The following is a 20,368-nucleotide window of genomic DNA, read 5'->3' on the forward strand; positions in this document are numbered from 1 at the left end:
ACCTCGTCCGTGTCCCGTCCGACGCAGCGTCCAGGAGCAGCCTTGACCGTCACGTACCGCCAGCCGGGAGTCGTCTTCACCGACCGTCGCTTCAGCGTGCCGCTCGACCACGACGATCCGGCGGGGGAGCGCATCGAGCTCTTCGCCCGTGAGGCGGTGTCGGCCTCCCGCGGCGGCGCCGACCGGCCCTGGCTCGTCTATCTGCAGGGCGGCCCCGGCTGCCCGGCCACTCGCTTCCACGGCACGGAGTCATGGCTCGGCCGCGCGCTGCGGGACTTCCGCGTCCTCCTCCTCGACCAGCGCGGCACCGGCAACTCCACGCCCGCCACCCGGCAGACCCTGCCGCTGCGCGGCGGCCCCCGCGAACAGGCCGACTACCTCGCCCGCTTCCGCGCGGACTCCATCGTCCGCGACTGCGAGGCGATCCGCCCCGAGGTGACGGGCGGCGCCCCCTGGACCGTCCTCGGACAGAGCTTCGGCGGCTTCTGCGCCACGCACTATCTGTCGGCCGCGCCCGAGGGCCTGGCCGCCGCCATCATCACCGGCGGCCTGCCCGCCCTCGACGGCCACGCGGACGACGTGTACCGCGCCGCCTACCCGCGCATGGCGCGCAAGTCCGCCGCCCACTACGCCCGTTACCCGCAGGACGTCGAGCGCGCCCGCCGCGTCGCCGCCCACATCGCCGAGCACGAGCCGGTCCTCGACAACGGCTACCGGCTCACCGTCCCGGCCTTCCAGTCCCTCGGCATGCTGCTCGGCTCCGGCGACGGCAGCCACCGCCTGCACTACCTCCTGGAGGACGCCTTCGTGACGACGGCGTCCGGGCCCGCACTCTCCGACGCCTTCCGGGAGGACGTCCAGGCCGCCCTCTCGCACGCGCGCGTGCCGCTCTTCGCCGTCCTGCACGAGTCGATCTACGGCCAGGACGAGCGGCCCACCGCCTGGTCGGCCGAGCGGATGCGCGCCGAGTTCCCGCAGTTCGACGCGGAGAAGGCGCTGGCCGGCGACGCCCCGGTGCTGTTCACCGGCGAGGCCGTGCAGCGCTGGATGTTCGACGGCGATCCGGCGCTGCGCCCGCTGCGCGAGACCGCCGAGCTGCTCGCCGCGCGTACCGACTGGCCGCGCCTGTACGACACCGAACGCCTCGCCGCCAACGAGGTGCCGGTGGCCGCGACGATCTACCACGACGACCTGTACGTCGACACGGAGCACTCCCTGCGCACCGCCCGCGCCATCCGGGGCCTGCGGACCTGGGTCACCGACGAGTACGAGCACGACGGCCTGCGCGTGAGCGGGCCGCGCGTCCTCGACCGGATGCTCGCGCTGGTACGCGGCGAGGCCTGAGGGGCTCCTCCTGAGGGGCACCTGGAGAGGCTTCTTGAGGGGGCCAGGACCGGTCTTGTGCGGCACTCGCCGGGCGCGGCGGGTTGTGCCCAACTCGCTGTCGTACCCCGGGGTTAAGCTGCCCATCATGACCGAGCAGACAGCAGCCACGCTCCCCGACCAGCTCGCCCCCATGCCTGAGGACTGGCAGCGTGCGCTCGCCGTCGTCGCCCACCCGGACGACCTGGAGTACGGGTGCGCGGCGGCGATCGCCGGCTGGACGGACGGCGGCCGCGAGGTCTCGTATCTCCTGGCGACCCGCGGCGAGGCGGGCATCGACACGATCGACCCCGTGACCTGTGGTCCGCTGCGCGAGCGGGAGCAGCGGGCCAGCGCGGCCGTCGTCGGCGTGGAGACGGTGGAGTTCCTGGACCACAAGGACGGCGTCGTCGAGTACGGCACGGCGCTGCGCCGTGACATCGCCGCCGCGATCCGCAGGCACCGCCCCGAGCTCGTCATCACGCTCAACTTCCGCGACACCTGGGGCGGTGTCTCCTGGAACACCCCCGACCACGTGGCGGTGGGCCGGGCCACGCTGGACGCCGCGGCGGACGCGGGCAACCGCTGGATCTTCCCGGAGCTGATCGAGGAGCAGGGGCTCGAACCCTGGAACGGCGTGCGGTGGGTCGCCGTCGCCGGTTCGGCGACGCCCACGCACGCGGCGGACGCCACGGCCGGACTGGAGCGCTCGGTGGCCTCGCTCCTCGAACACCGCACCTACATCGAGGTGTTGACGGACGAGGACCCCGAGAAGTACTGCCGTACGTTCCTGCTGGGCAACGCGCAGGCCCTCGCGCCGCGCTTCGGCGGGAAGCCCGCGGTCGGGTTCCAGGTCTTCAGTCGGTGACCCCGCGCCCGTAACCTGACGCCCCATCAGAAGCATCAGGCGCAGGGGAGCGCGGATGATCGACACCACCGGCACGGACATCCCGGAGGGTACGGCGCGGCTGCGCCTCGACGTCGAGGACGGGCTCGGCGTCCTCACCCTCTGCCGCCCGGGCAAACTCAACGCGTGGAGCTGGGAGTCGACGCGGCAACTGGGCCTGTTCGCCGACCGGATCCGGTTCGACGACTCCATCAGGGTGGTGCTGCTGCGCGCCGAGGGGCGGGCGTTCTGCGCGGGCATCGACATCACCGCGCCGGGCGGCGCGATCACGGGCCGTTCGGGAGCGGAGCGCGCCCACAACTACTACGAGGGCATGCGCTGGGTCCACGAGCGCTTCCGGGCGTTCGCGGAGCTTCCGCAGCCGGTCGTGGCGGCGGTGCAGGGGTACTGCCTGGGCTTCGGTTTCGAGCTCGCGCTCATGGCCGACGTGCGGATCGCGGCGGACGACGCGGTCTTCGCGCTGCCCGAGGCGACGCTGGGGGTGGCCGTGGACGCGGGCGGCGATCTGCGCATCGCCCGGGAGGCGGGCGCGGGCTGGGCCAAGCTGCTCGCGCTCACCGGGCGCCGCATCGACGCCGCCACGGCGGAGCGGCTGCGGCTGCTCCAACAGGTGGTGCACGGAGCCGAGTTGGGGGCGGTTTCCCGGGCGCTGGCGGCGGAGATCGCCGCGAACGGGCCGCTCGCCGTGCGGGGCATCAAGCGGGGCATCGACGCGTTCGCCGACGCGGGGATGGCGGGGGCGCTCGACCGCGTCGCGATGAACGCGGCGATCACGCTCACGTCGGAGGACGCGCGGGAGGGGTACGGCGCGAAGGGGGCGGGGCGGGCGGGGGTGTTCGAGGGGAAGTAGGGCTTCGCGGGGGCCGGCCGTACTGGAGCGAGGGGGAGGCCCCCTCGGGCGTAAGGGGTAGTCCCTCTCGCGTAAGGGGCAGCGCTTCTCGGGGGCCAGGGGCAGAGCTCCGTGGGCACGAGGGGGCAGCGCTCCACGGGGGCGAGAGAGGGCGGCGCCCCTCGGGTGCGAGAGGCTCACCCCTCGTACGGCCCCCTCCCCATCTGCTCCCGCACCGGCACCACCGGCGGGCTCACCAGCCCCCTGCGCTGCCAGTTCGCGCCGTCCACAACCAGTGTGTGGCCGGTGATGAAACGGGCGTACGGCGAGGCCAAGAAGGTGGCGGCCCAGCCCAGTTCGCGGGGGTGCCCGGTGCGGAGGGCGGGCTGGCGGGCGGCCAGGTCCCGGGCGCGGTCGAGGTTGCCGCGGATGTCCGCGGTCATGTCGTCGTGCGGCATCAGGCCCGGCACCAGGCCGTTGACCTGGATGCCGTACGGGCCCCACTCCACAGCGAGCGTCTCCACCAGGCTCTTCACGCCGGCCTTGGCCGCCGCGCTGTGCGCGAAGCCGGGGCCGCCCGTCCAGGCGTACGACGCGCCGACATCGATCACGGAGCCGGGGGTGCCGGCCGCGAGGTGGCGGCGGGCGAACTCGCGCGTCATCAGGAACGTGCCGGTGAGGGTGATGTCGACGACCGCGCGCCAGGCGTTCGGGGACATGTCCTCCGCGGGCACGGGGAAGTTGGCGGCCGCGTTGTTGACCAGGACTCCCGGCAGACCGTACGCCGTCTGCGCCGCGTCGAAGGCCTCGGCGACGCGGTCGGCGTCCCGGATGTCGCAGACCACGGTGGTCACGCGCCCGCCCAGCTCGGCCAGTTCGTCGCGCGCGGCCAGGAGCCGGTCCTCCTGGCGGCTCGCGATCACGAGGTCGGCGCCGAGGCACGCGAACTCCGCCGCGATGGCCTTGCCGAGGCCCGTCCCGCCGCCCGTGACCAGGACGACGGTGCCGTCGTACGTGCCGGGCGGCAGCGCGGACGCGCCCCGCGGGGGAGGCGGCGGCAACCCGGGCAGGACCTCATCGTTCGCCATGCGCGCATCGATACCTCGTACGGGGAGAAACCTCCAGGCCCGGCGCGCTGCGAACTTTTGGAGGCGCGACGGGTGGGACCGTGGCGCGGCCGAGGGGGAGGGTCGGCACCCGGCGCACTCCCCGCCACCGTCCGGACCGGTTGCCGGGGCTCGGCCGGGTTGCCGCCCTGGGCCCGAGGAGATCGTCCCGCCGAGGCGACCATCAAGTCAATCCTCGGGTTACCTTGCCCACTCCCAAGCTCGGGCTTTGCTCCTGGGCGGTAGTTTCACTTCCCATGACCCTCGACGACCTCCGCGTCTTCGTCGCCGTCTGCCGCACCGGCAGTCTGAGCGCCGTCGCACGCGAACTCACCTGCACCCAGTCCGCGGTGAGTCAGCACATCAAGCGCCTGGAACGGGAGACCGGCATCGCCCTCCTGGAGCGCCACCCGCGCGGTGTCGTGCCCACGCCCGCGGGGCGGCTCCTGCACACCGCCGCGGCGGGCGGGCTCGGTGACATCGACCACGCGCTGCGCCGGCTGCGCGAAGTGGTGCACGGCGAGGCGGGTTCGGTGCGCATCACCACCGGGTCCACCACGGTCCGCCACTTCATGTCCGGTGCCGTGGTCGACTTCCGGCGTCACCACCCCAACGTCAGCCTGGAGTTCCAGACCACCCACTCCAGCCGCAGTTGCTTCGACGCGCTGCTCGCCGGCGGCCTCGACCTCGCCTGGATCACGCTGGGCGAGCCCGTGCGCGGCATCGAGCAGCGGCCGGTCGTCGAGCTCCCGTGGGTCCTCGCCGTCGCCGCGGACGACCCCCTGGCCGCCAAGTCCCGTGTCGACACGGCGGACTTGGCGGGCATCAGCCTGATCGCCCTGCCCGAGAACGCCACGTCCCGCTCCCGCCTGGACGCCTGGCTCGCCGCGTCCGGCACGGCGCCGACGTCCGACACCAGCGTCGCCGACTGGGACACCGCGATCCTCCTGGCCGAACTGGGCCTCGGCCACGCCATCGTCCCCGACCTCCCAGCCTGGCACGGCCCGGCCCACCCGGGCTTACGCCTCGTCCCGATCCCCGACCTGCCGACCCTGTGGACCGGCTGGGCGGTACGCCGCTGGGACGCCCTGTCCCCCTTGGCCCGCGCCTTCGCGAACACGGTGGAACAACACTGCGCCGTCACCTTCGGTGAGGGGGAGGGGGAGGAGGAGGGGGTGACGTGAGGTGGCGTTGCACCTACTGGGACGGAACGGGTGCGTGGGTGCCCGCCCGCACCCGCGTCGCCGTCACCGCTGCCTCCGCTTCCGGTGTGAAGACGCCTGCCCGGCGCCTTGTTGCCGTTCGTTCGATGTCCGTCATGACGAGGTCCGCGTTGATCGACGTGCCCGCGAGGTAGCCCGCGCTCGTTGCGTTGATCACCTGGCCCATGGGGTGGGCCGCGTTGCCGACCGCCCAGATGCCCGGCACGCTCGTGCGGCCCGTCTCGTCGACCGCAGGGAAGGGGCCGAACGGTGTCTCCCGGAACTCGGCGCCGAGCGCGGGCAGCAGGCCGCCGCGCGGTACCGGGCGCGGGGCGGCGAAGAGGACCGAGCGGGCGAAGTGCCGCCCGTCGGCGAGGCGTACGCCCGTCAGCCGGTCGTCCTCGACCGTCAGACCCGCGACCTCGCCCTCGACGACCCGCACACCGGCGGCCGCGAGACGCTCCCACTCCGCGTCGGGGAGCTCGCGCACGGTGTGCAGGAACAGCGTCACGTCCTTCGACCACTGGGTGACGAGCAGCGCCTGATGGCCGGCGAACGGGTCCGGGGCGAGCACGCCGAAGGGCTGGTCCCGCACCTCCCAGCCGTGGCAGTACGGGCAGTGCAGCACGTCGCGGCCCCAGCGGTCGGCGAGGCCCGGCACGTCGGGCAGTTCGTCCCTCAGGCCCGTCGCCACGACGACCCGCCGCGCGTGCACTGTCCCGCCGTCCGCCAGGGTGACCCCGAACTCTCCCGTGCCGTCCGGCGTCACCTCCGACACCTCGCCGCTCAGCAGCCGCACCCCGTACCGCCGCAGCTCCCGGCGTCCCTCGGCGAGGAACTCGGCCGGCGGCATGCCGTCCCGCGAGAGGTAGCCCTGCATATGGGCGGCGGGGGCGTTGCGCGGCTCGCCGGAGTCCACCACCAGGACGCGCCGACGGGAGCGGCCGAGCGCGAGCGCCGAGCTGAGACCGGCCGCGCCGCCTCCGATGACCACCGCGTCGTATGTCTGGTCCTGTCCGCCGGTGTCTCCCTCGTGGAGTGCGCCGTCTTCGTTCCTCGTCTCGCTCATCGCTCTTCGCCTCTCCTCGTCCGTCCGTCCGTCTGTCGGTCGCGGTGACCTTTCACGTCTCCCGACTCTCGCTCCACCGTGCGATTACGACAAGCTCCCTTGCCGTAACCGCAAAATCCTGCATCATGGGGGCATGACAGAAGACGAGACGGCCGCAGCCGAGTCGATGGATCAGGTCCTCACGGAGGTCGGCCCCCGGCTGCGCCGCATCCGCAAAGAGCGCGGCGCCACCCTCGCCGGCCTCTCCGCCGCCACCGGCATCTCCGTCAGCACCCTGTCCCGGCTGGAATCCGGCCACCGCAGGCCCAGTCTCGAACTCCTCCTGCCGATCGCCCGCGCCCACCAGGTCCCGCTGGACGAACTGGTCGGTGCCCCGCCGGTGGGCGACCCGCGCGTGCGGGCCAAGCCGATCGTCCGGCACGGCCGGACCATGCTGCCGCTGACCCGGCAGCCCGGCGGCCTCCAGGCGTACAAGGTGGTGGAGCCCGCCCGCGCGACTGCGGCACCGGACCCGCAGACCCATGAGGGTTACGAGTGGCTGTACGTGCTCTCGGGAAAGCTCCGCCTGATCCTCGGGGACCACGACGTGGTGCTCGGACCCGGCGAGGCGGCGGAGTTCGACACCCGGGTCCCGCACTGGTTCGGGGCCACCAGCGAGACGGGCGCGGAGTTCATCAGCCTCTTCGGTCCACAGGGCGAGCGCATGCACGTACGGGCACGGCCGACCCGTAAGGGAGACGCCGGCTGAGCGGAGGGCCGGGACTGTTCCCTTACGGGCAAGCGACCGCTTAGTATGCCAACGAGCCCGGTCTACGACAGCCCCCGTGGAGGCCCCGCATGCAGGCATGGCAAGTGCACGAGAACGGCGAGCCGGGCGAGGTGATGCGCCTCGCCGAGGTGGACCGCCCCGCGCTCGGCGAGGGGCAGGTGCTGCTGAAGGTGCGCGCCGCGAACATCAACTTCCCGGACGCGCTGCTCTGCCGGGGCCAGTACCAGGTGAGGCCGCCGCTGCCGTTCACGCCGGGCCTGGAGATCTGCGGCGAGACCGAGGACGGGCGGCGCGTGATCGCCAACCCGGTGCTGCCGCACGGCGGCCTCGCCGGGTACGCGGTCGCGGAGTCCGCCGCGCTGCTGCCCGCCCCGGACGCGCTGGACGACGCCGAGGCCGCCGCGCTGCACATCGGCTACCAGACCGGCTGGTTCGCGCTGCACCGCCGCGCGCACCTCCAGGCGGGCGAGACCCTGATGGTGCACGCCGCGGCCGGCGGCGTCGGCAGCGCCGCGGTCCAGCTCGGCAAGGCGGCGGGCGCCAAGGTCATCGGCGTCGTCGGCGGCGCGGACAAGGCCGCGGTCGCCCGCGAGCTCGGCTGCGACCTGGTCCTCGACCGGCGTACGGACGACGTGATCGGCGCGGTCAAGGAAGCCACCGGCGGCCGCGGCGCCGACGTGATCTACGACCCGGTGGGCGGCGACGCCTACACCAAGTCCGCCAAGTGCGTGGCCTTCGAGGGCCGCATCGTCGTCATCGGCTTCGCCAGCGGCGCCATCCCCTCGCCCGCGCTCAACCACGCCCTGGTGAAGAACTACTCGATCGTGGGCCTGCACTGGGGCCTGTACAAGACGAAGGACCCGAGCCTGATCCTGCGCTGTCACGAGGAGCTGTCCGCGCTCGCGGCCAAGGGCGCCATCAAGCCGCTGGTGAGCGAGCGCGTCCCGATGGCCGACGCCGCCTCCGCCGTGCAGCGCGTCGCCGACGGCGTCACGACCGGCCGGGTCGTCGTCCTCCCGCACGGAGCCCTTTCGCACGGAGTCCTTCCGCACGGAGGTGCCGCATGACCGACGCAGCCGAACTGCGCACCCGCACCGAGGAGTTGCTCGCCGCGCACCCGCCCGCCACGACGGACCGCGCCGACTTCCTCAAGGCCCGCTTCGACGCCGGCCTCGCCTGGGTCCACTACCCCGAGGGCCTCGGCGGCCTCGGCGCGCCGCGCTCCCTGCAGGCCGTCGTGGACGCCGCACTGGAGGCCGCGGGCGCCCCCGACAACGATCCGCGGCGCATCGGCATCGGCCTCGGCATGGCCGCGCCGACCGTCCTCGGCTTCGGCACCGACGAACAGAAGCGCCGCTTCCTGCGCCCGCTGTGGACCGGCGAGGAGGTGTGGTGCCAGCTCTTCAGCGAGCCCGGCGCCGGCTCCGACCTCGCCGCGCTCGGCACCCGCGCCGTCCGCGACGAGGCGACCGGCGACTGGATCGTCAACGGCCAGAAGGTGTGGACCTCCAGCGCGCACAGCGCCCGCTGGGCCATCCTCATCGCCCGCACCGACCCGGACGCCCCCAAGCACCGCGGCATCACGTACTTCGTGTGCGACATGACCGACCCCGGCGTCGAGGTGCGGCCGCTGCGCCAGATCACCGGCGAGGCCGAGTTCAACGAGGTGTTCCTCAGCGACGTACGCATCCCCGACGCCCACCGCCTCGGCGAGGTCGGCGACGGCTGGAAGGTCGCCCAGACCACCCTCATGAACGAGCGCGTGTCCATCGGCGGCATGCGCATCCCGCGCGAGGGCGGCATGATCGGCACGGTCACCAAGACCTGGCGCGAGCGGCCCGACCTGCGCACCCACGACCTCCACCAGCGCCTGCTGAAGCTCTGGGTCGAGGCGGAGGTCGCCCGGCTCACCGGCGAGCGGCTGCGCCAGCAGCTCGTCGCCGGACACCCCGGCCCCGAGGGCTCCGGCATGAAGCTCGGGTTCGCCCGCCTCAACCAGGAGATCAGCGGCCTTGAGGTCGAACTCCTCGGCGAGGAGGGGCTGTTGTACGACGACTGGACGATGCGCAGGCCCGAGCTCGTCGACTTCACCGGCCGCGACGCGGGCTACCGCTATCTGCGCTCCAAGGGCAACAGCATCGAGGGCGGGACCAGCGAGGTCCTGCTGAACATCGTCGCCGAGCGCGTCCTTGGCCTGCCCGCCGAGCCGCGCACCGACAAGGACGTCGCCTGGAAGGACCTGGCCCGTTGATGACACAGAGCGAGCAGCGCGACCTGCTCTACTCCGACGAGGAAGAGGCGCTGCGCTCGGCCGTGCGGGCCCTGCTCGCCGACCGCTGCGACGCCGCCACCGTCCTCGCGCGCATCGAATCCCCGGCGGACGGCTCCCCGCACGACCGTGAACTGTGGAAGGCGCTCACCGAAGGCATGGGCCTGGCCGGCCTCCTCGTACCCGAGGAGCTGGGCGGCCAGGGCGCCACGCACCGCGAAGTCGCCGTCGTCCTGGAGGAGTTGGGCCGTGCGGTGGCGCCCGTCCCGTACCTCACGAGCGCCGTCGTCGCCACGGAGACGCTGCTCGGCTGCGCCGGCCCCGAGGCCACCGAGCTGCTCGCGGCGCTCGCCGCCGGCCGTACGGTGGGCGCCCTCGCGGTCGGACTCGCCGTCGCCCCCGGTGACGCGTCCGGCGCAGTCGAGGGGGTACGGCACGAAGCGGGCGCCCTGCACGGGGAGTTGACCGGCATCGCGGACGCGGCGGGCGCCGATGTGCTGCTCGTCCCCGCCGACGGTGGGCTGTACGCGGTCGACACGGCGCAGGACGGTGTCACCGTCACCCCGCAGACCTCCCTCGACCTCACCCGTCCGCTCGCCGCGGTCACCTTCGACGCGGCCCGCGCGCGTGAGCTGACGCGGGACGCGGGCGCCGCCGTACGGCGCGGGCTGCGGGCCGGTGCCGCGCTGCTCGCCTCGGAACAGCTCGGCATCGCCGAATGGTGTCTGACGGAGACCGTCCGGTACACCAAGGAGCGGAACCAGTTCAACCGGCCCGTCGGCTCCTTCCAGGCGCTCAAGCACCGCCTCGCCCAGCTCTGGGTGGAGGTCGTCAATGCCCGTGCCGCCGCCCGCAACGCCGCCGACGCCCTCGCCGCCGACAGCGCGGACGCGGACGTGGCGGCCGCGCTCGCCCAGGCCTACGCGGCCGCGGTGGCGGTCCACGCGGCCGAGGAGGCGCTGCAGCTGCACGGCGGCATCGGCATGACCTGGGAGCACCCCGTCCACCTCCACCTCAAGCGCGCCAAGGCGGACTCGATCGCCTACGGAACGGCCGGACGCCACCGCGAGGAGCTGGCCGCCCTGGTCGACCTCCAGGCCCCCTGACCCACCCGCCACACCGGCGCGAGAGCCCACTGCAAGATCCCGACGCGAAAGTCGATGCAGCCCGCACCTACCAGGTGCGGGCTGCACGTTTTACGCCCCCATTACGTAGTGCATAATTGCGAGCTGTTCGCAATAACGGATGATCTTCAGTAGGGGTGTGGAGCATGAGGGCCCGATCGACACGGGGCGCGGTGGCGACGGCGGCCGCGATAGCGCTCGCCGCCTCCGCCTGCTCGGCGCCGGCCGACGGCGACGGTGGCGGTGCGAAGGACTCGGCGGTCGTCGGCATCGCCTACGAGCCGGAGACCCTCAGCCCGCTCCTCGGCTACGGCAAGGACGGCAACTCGAAGATCTTCGACGGGCTGCTCACCCACGACGCCGACATGAAGCTCAAGCCGGCCCTCGCCGCCGCGCTGCCCAAGGTCGCCGACGACGGCAAGACCTACACGTACGAGCTGCGCAAGGGCGTCAAGTTCAGCGACGGCAAGCCCTTCTCGGCCAAGGACGTCGTCTTCACGTACGAGACGATCCTCGACAAGAAGACCAACAACGCCTCCAAGACCGAGCTCGACGCGGTCAAGAGCGTCGAGGCGAAGGGCGACGACACCGTCGTCTTCCACCTGAAGTACCCCTACGCGCCGTTCGCCGAGCGGACCGTGCTGCCCATCGCGCCCGAGCACATCGCGGCGAAGCAGGACGTGAACACCGGCGCCTTCACCACCAAGCCGATCGGCACGGGACCGTACGAGCTGGTCAAGTGGTCCAAGGGCGAGAAGCTGACCTTCAAGGCCAACCCCGGCTACTGGGGCGGCGCTCCCAAGGTCAAGAACTTCACCATGGCGATCATCAAGGACGACGACATCCGCGCCACCCGGCTCGACGCCGGTGAGCTCGACGGCGCGATCCTGCCGCCCAACCTGGCGAAGAAGTACAAGAACGACAGCGGCAAGAAGCGCTACGCCGCCAAGACCTTCGACTACCGCGTGGTGACCCTGCCCACCGGCAACAAGGTCGCGGGCGACACCGCCGTCCGCCGCGCGCTCGACGTCGGCGTCGACCGCAAGGCGATGGTCGACTCGATCCTGTACGGCGAGGGCAAGGAGGCCTACGGGCCCGTCCCGACCGACAGCCCCTGGTTCACCCAGGGCACCGAGCGCAAGTTCGACGCGGCCAAGGCGAAGAAGATCCTCGACGACGCGGGCTGGAAGCCGGGCAAGGACGGCATCCGCGAGAAGGACGGCATCAAGGCGTCCTTCCCGCTCTGGTACCTCTCGGGTGACAAGCTCCGCCAGGACCACGCCCTCGCCTACGCCTCCGACGCCAAGAAGCTCGGCATCAAGGTGGAGGTGCAGTCCGGCACGTGGGAGGTCATCGAACCCCGCATGCCCAAGGACGCCGTCCTCGCCGGCGGCGGCTCCCCGGCCGACCCGGACTTCGACCAGTACGCGCTCCTGAAGTCCTCCCTCGCGGGCGACGGCTTCAACAACATGGCGCACTACGACAACCCCAAGGTCGACAAGGCCCTGGAGGACGCCCGCAAGAGCGGCGACCACGCCGAGCGCCAGGCCGCCTACGACACGATCCAGCGTGAACTGGTAAAGAACCCCGGCTACACCTTCCTCACCCACATCGACCACCTCTACGTCGTGGACAAGAAGTTCGGCGACCTGACCACCCAGGTCGAGCCGCACGACCACGGCCTGGCGTCCGGCCCCTGGTGGAACGTCGAGGACTGGCAGCCGAAGAAGTGACACCCGCGACGACCAAGGCACCAGGGGAGATGACCAAGGCACCAGGGCAGGCGACGCGCCGTCGCCTGCCCTGGGGGCCGATGGCCCGGCTCGCGGGCCGGCGCGCCCTGTTCGCCGTGCCCGTGCTGCTCGTCGTCACCTTCGGCGTCTTCGCCGTCGCCGCGGCCTCGCCCTTCGACCCCGTCAAGGCGTACGCGGGCACGGCCGGGCTCACCGCCTCGCAGGAGAACCTGGACCAGCTGCGCGCCAACCTCGGCGTCGACCGGCCACTGGCCGCCCGCTGGTGGGAGTGGCTGACCTCCGCGCTCTCCGGCGACTTCGGGGACTCCAGCACGCTGCGGCAGCCCGTCGCCGACGTCATCGGCGAGCGGGTCGGCTGGTCCGTGCTGCTCGCCGCGACCGCGTTCCTCGTCGCGATCCTGCTCGGCACGGCCCTCGGCGTGCTCGCCGCCCGCCGCCCCGGCGGCTGGGTCGACCGCGCCGTGACGTCCCTCGCGTACACCCTGGAGGCGGCGCCGCCGTTCTGGCTCGGCCTGCTCGCCGTCTGGCTGTTCGCGCTGAAGCTCGGTGTGCTGCCCTCCGGCGGTCTGACCGACACGGCCAGCTCGACGGTGACCGCCGGACAGGTCGCGAGCCATCTGGTGCTGCCCGCGGGCGTCCTGGCGATCTCGCAGGTGCCCTGGTTCGTGCTCTACGTGCGCCAGGGAGTCGGCGACGCGCTGGGCGACGATCCCGTACGGGGCGCACGCGCGCGTGGCCTCGCCGAGCGCACCGTGCTCCTCGGGCACGCGCTGCGCTCCGGCATGCTGCCCGTGCTCACGCTCATCGGCTCCCGCGTACCCGAACTGATCACCGGAGCGCTCCTGGTCGAGACCGTCTTCAGCTGGCCCGGCATCGCCGCGGCCACCGTGCAGGCCGCCACCGCCGTGGACTTTCCGCTGCTCGCCGCGCTGACCGCACTCGCCACGGTGGCGGTGCTGCTGGGCAATCTCGTGGCCGACCTCCTGTACGGCCTCGCCGACCCGAGGGTGGGATTCGATGGCTGAGACCACCGGGACGACGGGGACGACTGGGACGAAGGGGTCGGCCGGGTCGGCCGGCATCGTCTGGCGGGCCCGGGGCGGTGTGCGCCGCTCCACGCGCGCGTGGCGGGTGCGTACCTCCGCGGTGCTCGTCGCCGCGGTCGTCCTCGCCGTGCTCGTCGTACCGCCCCTCGTCCATCTCGACGAGCAGGCCGTCGACCTGGCCTCGAAGCTGCGGCCGCCGTCGCTCGCGCACCCCTTCGGAACCGACGACGTCGGGCGCGACTTGCTGCTGCGCTGTGTCTACGGACTGCGCGTCTCGCTGCTCGTGGGGGTCGTCGCGGCCGTCGTCGCCACCGTCATCGGCACGGCGGTCGGCGCCCTCGCGGCCGCCTCCGGAGGGTGGGTGGACCGGCTCGTGATGCGGCTCGTGGACGTCTTCTCCTCCGTGCCGCACCTGCTGCTCGGCATCTTCATCGTCGCCATGTTCCGGCCCGGTGTCTGGCCGGTCGTCGTCTCCGTGGCACTCACCCACTGGCTGTCCACCGCCCGTATCGTGCGCGCCGAGGTGCTCTCGCTGCGCGCGCGGCCCTACGTCGACGCGGCGATATCCGGCGGCGCCTCGCGGCTGCGCGTCGCCGTGCGGCACCTGCTGCCGGGCGTCCTGCCGCAGGCCGGCCTCGCCGCCGTCCTGATGGTGCCGCACGCCATCTGGCACGAGTCGGCGCTCTCCTTCCTCGGCCTCGGGCTGCCGACCCACCAGGCCAGCCTCGGCACGCTCGTGCAGAGCGCGCGCGGTTCGCTGCTCGCGGGCGACTGGTGGCCGACGCTCTTCCCCGGCCTCTTCATCATCGTGCCCACCCTGGCGATCGCGGGCCTCGCGGGCGCCTGGCGGGAGCGGATCAATCCCCGGCGCCGATCGGAGCTCATGCTGTGACGGTTCCCGTCCTCTCCGTGGAGGGTCTCTCCGTACGCTTCCGCATGCGCGGCGGCACCCACGTCCGCGCGGTCACCGACGCCACCTTCGACCTCGCGGCGGGGGAGTGCCTCGCCCTGGTCGGCGAGAGCGGCTGCGGCAAGTCCGTGCTCGCCTCCGCGCTGCTCGGGCTGCTCCCGGAGAACGCGGAGACCGCAGGCAGCGCGCTCATCCCGGCGGCCGACACCGCCGCCACCGCCGCCACCGGCGACACCTCCGGCACCGGCAACCGCGTCGACCTCCTCACCGCCGACGAGCGCACCCTGGCCCGTACCGTGCGGGGCCGCCGCGTCGGCCTCGTCCCGCAGAGCCCCGCCGCCCACCTCACGCCGGTCCGCACGGTGCGCTCCCAACTGGAGGAGACGCTGCGCGAACTCACGGGAGTACGACGGCCACACCTCCCGGCCGCGGCGGAGGCGGCCGCCGAGCGCGCCGCGTTCCCCGCGGGCCACCTCGACCGCTACCCCCACGAGCTGTCCGGCGGCCTCGCGCAGCGGGCCGCCACCGCGCTCGCCCTCATCGGCGACGCGCCGCTGCTGCTCGCCGACGAACCGACGACCGGTCTCGACCGCGACCTCGTGGACCGCACGGTGGACGAGCTGCGCCGGCACGTCGGTGACGACCGCGCGCTGCTCCTGATCACCCACGACCTGTCCGCCGCCGAACGGATCGCCGACCGCGTCGCCGTCATGTACGCGGGACGCATCGTCGAACTCACCGACGCCGAGGCCTTCTTCGGCGCTCCGGGCCCCCGCCACCCGTACGCCCGCGGGCTCCTGAACGCCCTGCCCGAGCGGGAGTTCACGCCCGTCCCCGGCATGCCGCCCGAACTGTCCGCGCTCCCCGAGGGGTGTGCGTTCGCGGCCCGCTGCGACCGCGCCGACGAGGCGTGCCGGGCGCTGCCCTTGCTTACCGACGGCACGGCCTGCCACCACCCTCACGCGGACGTGCTGGAGGCGCCCCGTGCTTGAACTGCGCTCCATCACCGCCGGTTACGACCGGCGCGCGCCCGTCGTGCGCGGCGTCGACCTCACCATCGCGCCCGGCGAGTCCGTGGGACTGCTCGGCCCCAGCGGCTGCGGCAAGTCCACGCTGGCGCGGGTCGCCGCGCTGCTGCACCGCCCCGACGCCGGGCAGGTCGTCGTCGACGGCGAGGCCGCCGCCGGGTGGCGCCACCGGGCGCCGCGCGCGCAGCGGACCGCGTTCGGCGTCGTCTTCCAGCAGCCCCGGCTCTCCGCGGACCCGCGGCTGACCCTCACGGCGCTGATCGCGGAGCCGCTGCGGGCCGTCGGCCGTGGCGCCGACGCGGCCGCGCTGGTCCCGGAGCTCGCGGCCCGCGTCGGCCTCGGCACTGACCTGCTGGGCCGCCGCCCGCACGAGGTCAGCGACGGCCAGCTGCAACGCGCCTGCCTGGCCCGCGCGTTGGTGCTGCGCCCGCGCTGGCTGATCTGCGACGAGATGACGGCGATGCTGGACGCCTCGACGACGGCGGCCCTGGTCCACGTCGTGGAGGAGTACCGCGCCGAGCGCGGCGCGGGACTCCTCGCGGTCGGCCACGACCGTGTCCTGCTGGAACGGTGGTGCGACCGCACGGCGCACTGGGACGACCTGACGGCCCCCACCACCGGGTAGCAGACTGCCCCACCCCGGGCGGACGTGAACGCACGGCGTCGATAGCGCCAACTCCCGTACAGGCAGGGTCTCCCGGCGCGGGCTGGGCCTCATACTCACTGGGTCCCGCCCGTCGTCGTCCCCCGCGCCGTCGCACCCCGACGGCGCACCGACCCGCCTTCCCGGGAGGCAGACATGGCCCTCACCACCCGTCGCAGAGCCCTCAGCACCCTCGGCGCCGCCCTCGTCGGCGGCATCGCGACGCCCGCCTACGCGCACGTGAGCCACCGCGGCCACCCACCCCGGCCGCTGCTCCGCGCCCACGCCCACAACGACTACGACCATCCGCGGCCCCTCTTCGACGCGCTCGACCACCGCTTCCACAGCGTCGAGGCCGACATCTACCTCGTCGACGGACAGTTGCTCGTCGCCCACGACCCCGTCGACCTCGACCCCACCCGCACCCTCGAATCCCTCTACCTGGACCCGCTGGCCGCCCGGGTGCACGCCAACCACGGCTCCGTGTACCGGGGTTACCACCGCACCCCCTTCCAGCTGCTCATCGACATCAAGACCGAGGGCGCGGCCACGTACACCGCGCTGCACGAGCATCTGCGGCCCTACCGGCGCCTGTTCAGCACGTACGTCCACGGGAAGGTGCGTCGCGGCGCCATCACCGCCGTCGTCTCCGGTGACCGCGCGGCGCGCGGTCCGATGGCGGCGCAGCGTGTCCGGTACGCGTTCTACGACGGGCGGCTCACCGACCTCGACACCCCGGCGCCCGCCTCGCTCATCCCGCTGATCAGCGACAACTGGGCCCTCAACTTCAGCTGGGTGGGAACGGGCCCGATGCCTGCCGCCGAACGGGCCAAGCTGCGCGGCATCGTCTCCGGGGCCCACGCGCACGGACAGCGCGTCCGGTTCTGGGCGACTCCCGACCTGCCGGGACCCCAGCGCGATGCGGTCTGGGGCGAGCTGCTCGCCGCCGGTGTCGACCACCTCAACACCGACGACCTCGCCGGCCTCGAAGCGTTCCTCGACGCGCACAGCCGCTGACCGCGCTGATTAACACCACAGCCAACACCACAACAAGGAGCACCCGTTCGGAGCACAGGTCAGACGCCCGGACGCACCCTCCGCTACGCCACACTGACGGCCGTGAGCCCGCGGTGTCGCGTGGCGGAGGAGGTACTCCCGTGGCCATTTCGATCTCAGTCGTACTGCTGCTCCTGATCCTTGCGGTGGTCTTCCTGCGCAACGGAGCACTGAAGATCTCGCACGCCATCGTCTGCGCCCTGCTGGGCTTCTACCTGGCGAGCACCAGCATGGCCCCCACCATCCGCGAGGGCCTGACCGCCACCGCGGGCATCGTCAGCGGCATCCAGCCATGACCGACGGCCTTCTTTGCGTCTTCATGAACAACTGACGCCGTTTCATGGACACTTGCGGGGCCCCGCTCTAGCTTCGGCGCATGCCCAGCAGACTGCGCCGCCTCGTTCCCGTCAGCGCCGTGGCCCTGACCGTCTCCCTCACGGTCCCCGCGTACGCCGACGAGATCCCCAACGCCCCCGGCCACCGGCTCGTCGAGAGTTACGAGGGCGCGCCCGCCGACGCCCACCCGCTGCCCGGCACCCCACCGCCCCAGCACCCGTACCTCGCCGCCAACGGCCGCAGCGGCATGCACGCCGACGCGACGGGCAGCGGAACGTACCCCTGGAACGGGCCGCTCGGACAGCGGCCCGCGGTCACCAGCGAGAAGATGGCCGCGCTGGGCGGCGAGTGCGCCACCGTCACCTTCGACCGCGCCGGGCGCATCGTCACCGTCTGCGGCACCTTCACCGGCTTCCTGGTCAAGCTGCTCGACCCGACGACGCTGGACACCCTCGCCGAGTACAAGCTCCCGCAACGGCCCTCCACGATCGAGGCCATCACCCGGCTCGACTTCTCCAGGATCTTCAAGGACACCTCGGGCGGCGCCTACTCCTACCTCGACAACGAGGACAGGCTCGTCCTCGCCGACTCCCGCCAGCACATCGTCCGGCTCGCGCACGAGCAGGCGGCGGACGGGAGTTGGCGCTTCGTCGTCGACAAGGAGTGGGACCTCACGGCACACGTGCGGCACGACTGCGTCAGCTGGACCAACCTCCACCCGAGCGGCACGTGCGACCCGGTCACCTCCGTGATGCCCGACTGGGAGGGCCGCATCTGGTGGGTGACCCGGCAGGGACGCATCGGCACCGTCGACCCGAAGAGCGGCGACATACGCTCCGTCCGGCTCGACGGCGAGGAGATCCAGAACTCCTTCTCCGTCGCCGACGACGGCGTCTCCATCGTCTCCGACCACGCCCTCTACAGCTTCCGGGCAGGCCCGGACGGCACACCGAAGGCGATCTGGCGCCAGACCTACGACCGGGGCACCGGCACCAAGCCCGGCTCGGTGAACCAGGGTTCCGGCACCACGCCCGACCTCTTCGGCGAGGACGACGACTACGTGGCGATCACCGACAACGCCGACGACCGGATGAACGTCCTCGTCTACCGGCGCGGCGCCGACGTGCCCGCCGACGAGCGGCTCGTCTGCAAGGTCCCCGTCTTCGGCTCCGGCGCCTCCACCACCGACAACTCCCTGATCACCTGGGGCGACAGCCTGGTCGTCGAGAACAACTACGGCTACGAGAACATCACGTCGCTCACCTTCGGACGCAGCGTCGTCGGCGGCGTCAGCCGGATCGACGTGCGCGAGGACGGCAGCGGCTGCGACACGGTCTGGGAGAGCGGCGAACGCTCACCGTCCACGGTGCCCAAACTCTCCACCGCCAACGGCCTGTTGTACTTCTACACCAAGGAGCCCAACCGCCTCGGCATCGACGCCTGGTACCTCACGGCGGTCGACTTCCGTACCGGCGACACGCGGTGGAAGCGGCTCGCCGGCACGGGCATCGCGTACGACAACAACTGGGCGCCGGTGACGCTCGGCCCCGACGGAACCGCCTACGTGGGCGCCTTCAACGGCTTGGTAGCGGTGCGCGACACGAAGTGACCGGCCGCCCCGCGACGGGCCGGCCGGTCACCCCTCACTTCCGGGAGAACACGCCGATGCCGTTGGGCACCGGGCGTTCCGCACCACCGCTGGGGTGGTTGCGCACCGTCACGGCATCGGCGCCCGGCGCCCGCGCGACCAGCGTGGACGTGGCCGACACCAGGGTGGAGGAGCCGCCGCCGTCCAGGCTGAAGCCGTCCCGCGCGCCCAACTCCCGCAGGGTGTCGGTCACTTCGGCGATCGTCAGGCCGGTGCGGAACTCCGGGGAGCCGTCGAGCGAGAGGAGCAGCAGCCGGCGTCCGTCGTCGGAGATGCCGGCCGCCGTGCGCACCGCCGAGGTGGCGTTGTCGAGGCCGGGCAGCGGCACACCGCCCCGCAACACGGGGAAGCCGCCGAGGGCGAAGCGGAAGGGGACGTGCGAGGCGGCGGCCACCAGGCGGTGGCTGACCGAGATCCGGTCGCCCGTCGAGAGCTTGCGCAGCTGCTGCGCGCCCTCCTCGCGTCCGACCAGGACCGTGCTGCCGCGCGCGATGGGCCCGGTGCCCGGCGTGTCGGACGAGGCCACCACCCGGCCGCCGCGGACCGTCACCTCATGGGTGTCCGTGCTGCAGGGCGCACCGCGGCTCGTGTCGGTGCCGCAGGTCGCGCGCGTCCGCGAGACGGAGCCCCAGTCGTCGGTGAAGGCGCCCACCGACCCCACCGGCAGCGCGTACTGGTTGAGGCCGCCCAGCGGGAGGCTGCCCCCGGGGGTGCGGACCTGCCCCTCCAGGGCGAGGTCGTCCAGGCGGGCCCGGCGGTCGGTCCCGACCCCGAGGACGGCCTCGGTGGTCACGCCCGGCGGCATGGCGGGACCGAAGCGCTGCCCGTTCGGCACGGCGGCCTTGAGGGCGCGGCCGTTCGCGACGGCGGGGCCGACGGGCGCGCCGGTCGCCTCGACGCCGGGGTGCTGGGTCTCGGTGATGTTGAAGAAGTCGCCGTTGATGCCGCCGACGGCGCCGACGCCGTCCGCGAGCGCGGAGACGGGTGCCCGCGCGGCGACCTTGCCGGGGTAGAGCAGCCCGACGCTCGTGCGCGGGTCGCGCAGATCCACGTCGAGGACGTGGGCGCGGGCCGTGCCGCGCGCGGTGGGGATGTCGAAGTACCGGTACTCCACGCCCGGTGCGATCGGGCTCGGCGCGCTCCGGCCCGCAGGGCCTCGCGCGGTCCCGGCGGCACCGTCGGCCGGGGCCGCTCCCAGGAGAGCCGCGCCGGCCAGCGTGCCGAGCGTCGTGATGAGGGTGCAGGCCGTTCTGAACCGGCCGCTCCGTTGCGTGCGACGTGTCACAGGTACCCCCTGTTGTCGACCGATC

At 73.0% G+C, this 20,368-nt stretch carries 19 protein-coding genes; 16 read left to right on the forward strand and 3 right to left on the reverse strand.

All coding sequences use genetic code 11. From position 1 onward, the window contains the following. Positions 1-42: 42 nt before the first annotated feature. The 3 genes from ACZ6CV_RS28035 (at position 43) to ACZ6CV_RS28045 (ending at position 3,119) form a co-directional block, all read left to right on the forward strand. Positions 43-1,344, forward strand: coding sequence for an alpha/beta fold hydrolase (locus tag ACZ6CV_RS28035; RefSeq protein WP_469253419.1), 1,302 nt, complete (start codon positions 43-45; stop codon positions 1,342-1,344). Positions 1,345-1,471: 127 nt separating this feature from the next. After that, the gene (locus tag ACZ6CV_RS28040; RefSeq protein WP_469253420.1) at positions 1,472-2,230 is read left to right on the forward strand and encodes a PIG-L deacetylase family protein; all 759 of its coding nucleotides are present in this window, start codon (positions 1,472-1,474) and stop codon (positions 2,228-2,230) included. Between the two features lie 55 nt (positions 2,231-2,285). After that, the gene (locus ACZ6CV_RS28045; protein ID WP_469253421.1) at positions 2,286-3,119 is read left to right on the forward strand and encodes an enoyl-CoA hydratase/isomerase family protein; all 834 of its coding nucleotides are present in this window, start codon (positions 2,286-2,288) and stop codon (positions 3,117-3,119) included. Between the two features lie 176 nt (positions 3,120-3,295). Here the strand turns inward: ACZ6CV_RS28045 and ACZ6CV_RS28050 are convergent, their stop codons facing one another. Beyond that, positions 3,296-4,186, reverse strand: a complete 891-nt coding sequence (locus ACZ6CV_RS28050; protein WP_469253422.1) for an SDR family oxidoreductase — start codon at positions 4,184-4,186, stop codon at positions 3,296-3,298. A gap of 275 nt (positions 4,187-4,461) precedes the next feature. On the opposite strand from ACZ6CV_RS28050, the gene ACZ6CV_RS28055 reads away from it, so the two are divergent. Next, positions 4,462-5,388 (forward strand): LysR family transcriptional regulator, encoded by a 927-nt coding sequence (locus tag ACZ6CV_RS28055; RefSeq protein ID WP_469253423.1) that lies wholly within the window; start codon positions 4,462-4,464, stop codon positions 5,386-5,388. A gap of 13 nt (positions 5,389-5,401) precedes the next feature. On the opposite strand, the gene ACZ6CV_RS28060 is transcribed toward ACZ6CV_RS28055, so the two are convergent. After that, positions 5,402-6,475, reverse strand: a complete 1,074-nt coding sequence (locus ACZ6CV_RS28060; protein WP_469253424.1) for an NAD(P)/FAD-dependent oxidoreductase — start codon at positions 6,473-6,475, stop codon at positions 5,402-5,404. 133 nt (positions 6,476-6,608) lie between these two features. On the opposite strand from ACZ6CV_RS28060, the gene ACZ6CV_RS28065 reads away from it, so the two are divergent. The 12 genes from ACZ6CV_RS28065 to ACZ6CV_RS28120 all read left to right on the forward strand — a co-directional run bounded on the left by ACZ6CV_RS28065 (position 6,609) and on the right by ACZ6CV_RS28120 (position 19,019). Next, a complete protein-coding gene (locus tag ACZ6CV_RS28065; RefSeq protein WP_362369706.1) occupies positions 6,609-7,223 on the forward strand; it encodes a helix-turn-helix domain-containing protein in 615 nt (204 codons plus the stop codon). An 89-nt stretch (positions 7,224-7,312) separates the two neighbouring features. Continuing rightward, on the forward strand, positions 7,313-8,311 hold the full coding sequence (locus ACZ6CV_RS28070; RefSeq protein WP_469253425.1) for an NADPH:quinone oxidoreductase family protein: 999 nt from the start codon (positions 7,313-7,315) through the stop codon (positions 8,309-8,311). Continuing rightward, positions 8,308-9,495 (forward strand): acyl-CoA dehydrogenase family protein, encoded by a 1,188-nt coding sequence (locus ACZ6CV_RS28075; RefSeq protein WP_469253426.1) that lies wholly within the window; start codon positions 8,308-8,310, stop codon positions 9,493-9,495. Before ACZ6CV_RS28070 ends, ACZ6CV_RS28075 begins: the two co-directional genes overlap by 4 nt. Next, positions 9,495-10,619 carry an acyl-CoA dehydrogenase family protein gene (locus ACZ6CV_RS28080; RefSeq protein WP_469253427.1) on the forward strand — a complete coding sequence of 375 codons (1,125 nt, stop codon included), beginning with the start codon at positions 9,495-9,497 and terminating at the stop codon, positions 10,617-10,619. The genes ACZ6CV_RS28075 and ACZ6CV_RS28080 overlap by 1 nt, the downstream gene beginning before the upstream one ends. A 164-nt stretch (positions 10,620-10,783) precedes the next feature. Further along, positions 10,784-12,370: an ABC transporter substrate-binding protein gene (locus ACZ6CV_RS28085; RefSeq protein WP_469253428.1), complete on the forward strand. Its 1,587-nt coding sequence runs from the start codon at positions 10,784-10,786 to the stop codon at positions 12,368-12,370. 80 nt (positions 12,371-12,450) lie between these two features. Further along, entirely contained in the window at positions 12,451-13,416 is a 966-nt protein-coding gene (locus ACZ6CV_RS28090; protein ID WP_469253555.1) for an ABC transporter permease, read from the forward strand. Beyond that, positions 13,409-14,329: an ABC transporter permease gene (locus tag ACZ6CV_RS28095; RefSeq protein ID WP_469253429.1), complete on the forward strand. Its 921-nt coding sequence runs from the start codon at positions 13,409-13,411 to the stop codon at positions 14,327-14,329. The genes ACZ6CV_RS28090 and ACZ6CV_RS28095 overlap by 8 nt, the downstream gene beginning before the upstream one ends. 44 nt (positions 14,330-14,373) lie before the next feature. Next, complete coding sequence (locus tag ACZ6CV_RS28100; RefSeq protein ID WP_469253557.1) at positions 14,374-15,339, forward strand: ABC transporter ATP-binding protein; 966 nt, start codon at positions 14,374-14,376, stop codon at positions 15,337-15,339. Continuing rightward, a complete protein-coding gene (locus tag ACZ6CV_RS28105) occupies positions 15,332-16,000 on the forward strand; it encodes an ABC transporter ATP-binding protein (RefSeq protein ID WP_469253430.1) in 669 nt (222 codons plus the stop codon). Before ACZ6CV_RS28100 ends, ACZ6CV_RS28105 begins: the two co-directional genes overlap by 8 nt. A 174-nt stretch (positions 16,001-16,174) precedes the next feature. Further along, positions 16,175-17,035 (forward strand): phosphatidylinositol-specific phospholipase C/glycerophosphodiester phosphodiesterase family protein, encoded by an 861-nt coding sequence (locus ACZ6CV_RS28110; RefSeq protein ID WP_469253431.1) that lies wholly within the window; start codon positions 16,175-16,177, stop codon positions 17,033-17,035. Positions 17,036-17,175: 140 nt separating this feature from the next. After that, entirely contained in the window at positions 17,176-17,370 is a 195-nt protein-coding gene (locus ACZ6CV_RS28115; RefSeq protein WP_355812679.1) for a hypothetical protein, read from the forward strand. A gap of 80 nt (positions 17,371-17,450) precedes the next feature. Further along, positions 17,451-19,019, forward strand: a complete 1,569-nt coding sequence (locus ACZ6CV_RS28120; protein ID WP_469253432.1) for a hypothetical protein — start codon at positions 17,451-17,453, stop codon at positions 19,017-19,019. A gap of 34 nt (positions 19,020-19,053) precedes the next feature. Here ACZ6CV_RS28120 and ACZ6CV_RS28125 read toward each other — a convergent pair whose 3' ends face one another. Next, positions 19,054-20,343 (reverse strand): phosphodiester glycosidase family protein, encoded by a 1,290-nt coding sequence (locus ACZ6CV_RS28125; RefSeq protein WP_469253433.1) that lies wholly within the window; start codon positions 20,341-20,343, stop codon positions 19,054-19,056. Positions 20,344-20,368: the final 25 nt, after the last annotated feature.

It is taken from the genome of Streptomyces sp. NPDC041713, from assembly GCF_055591085.1.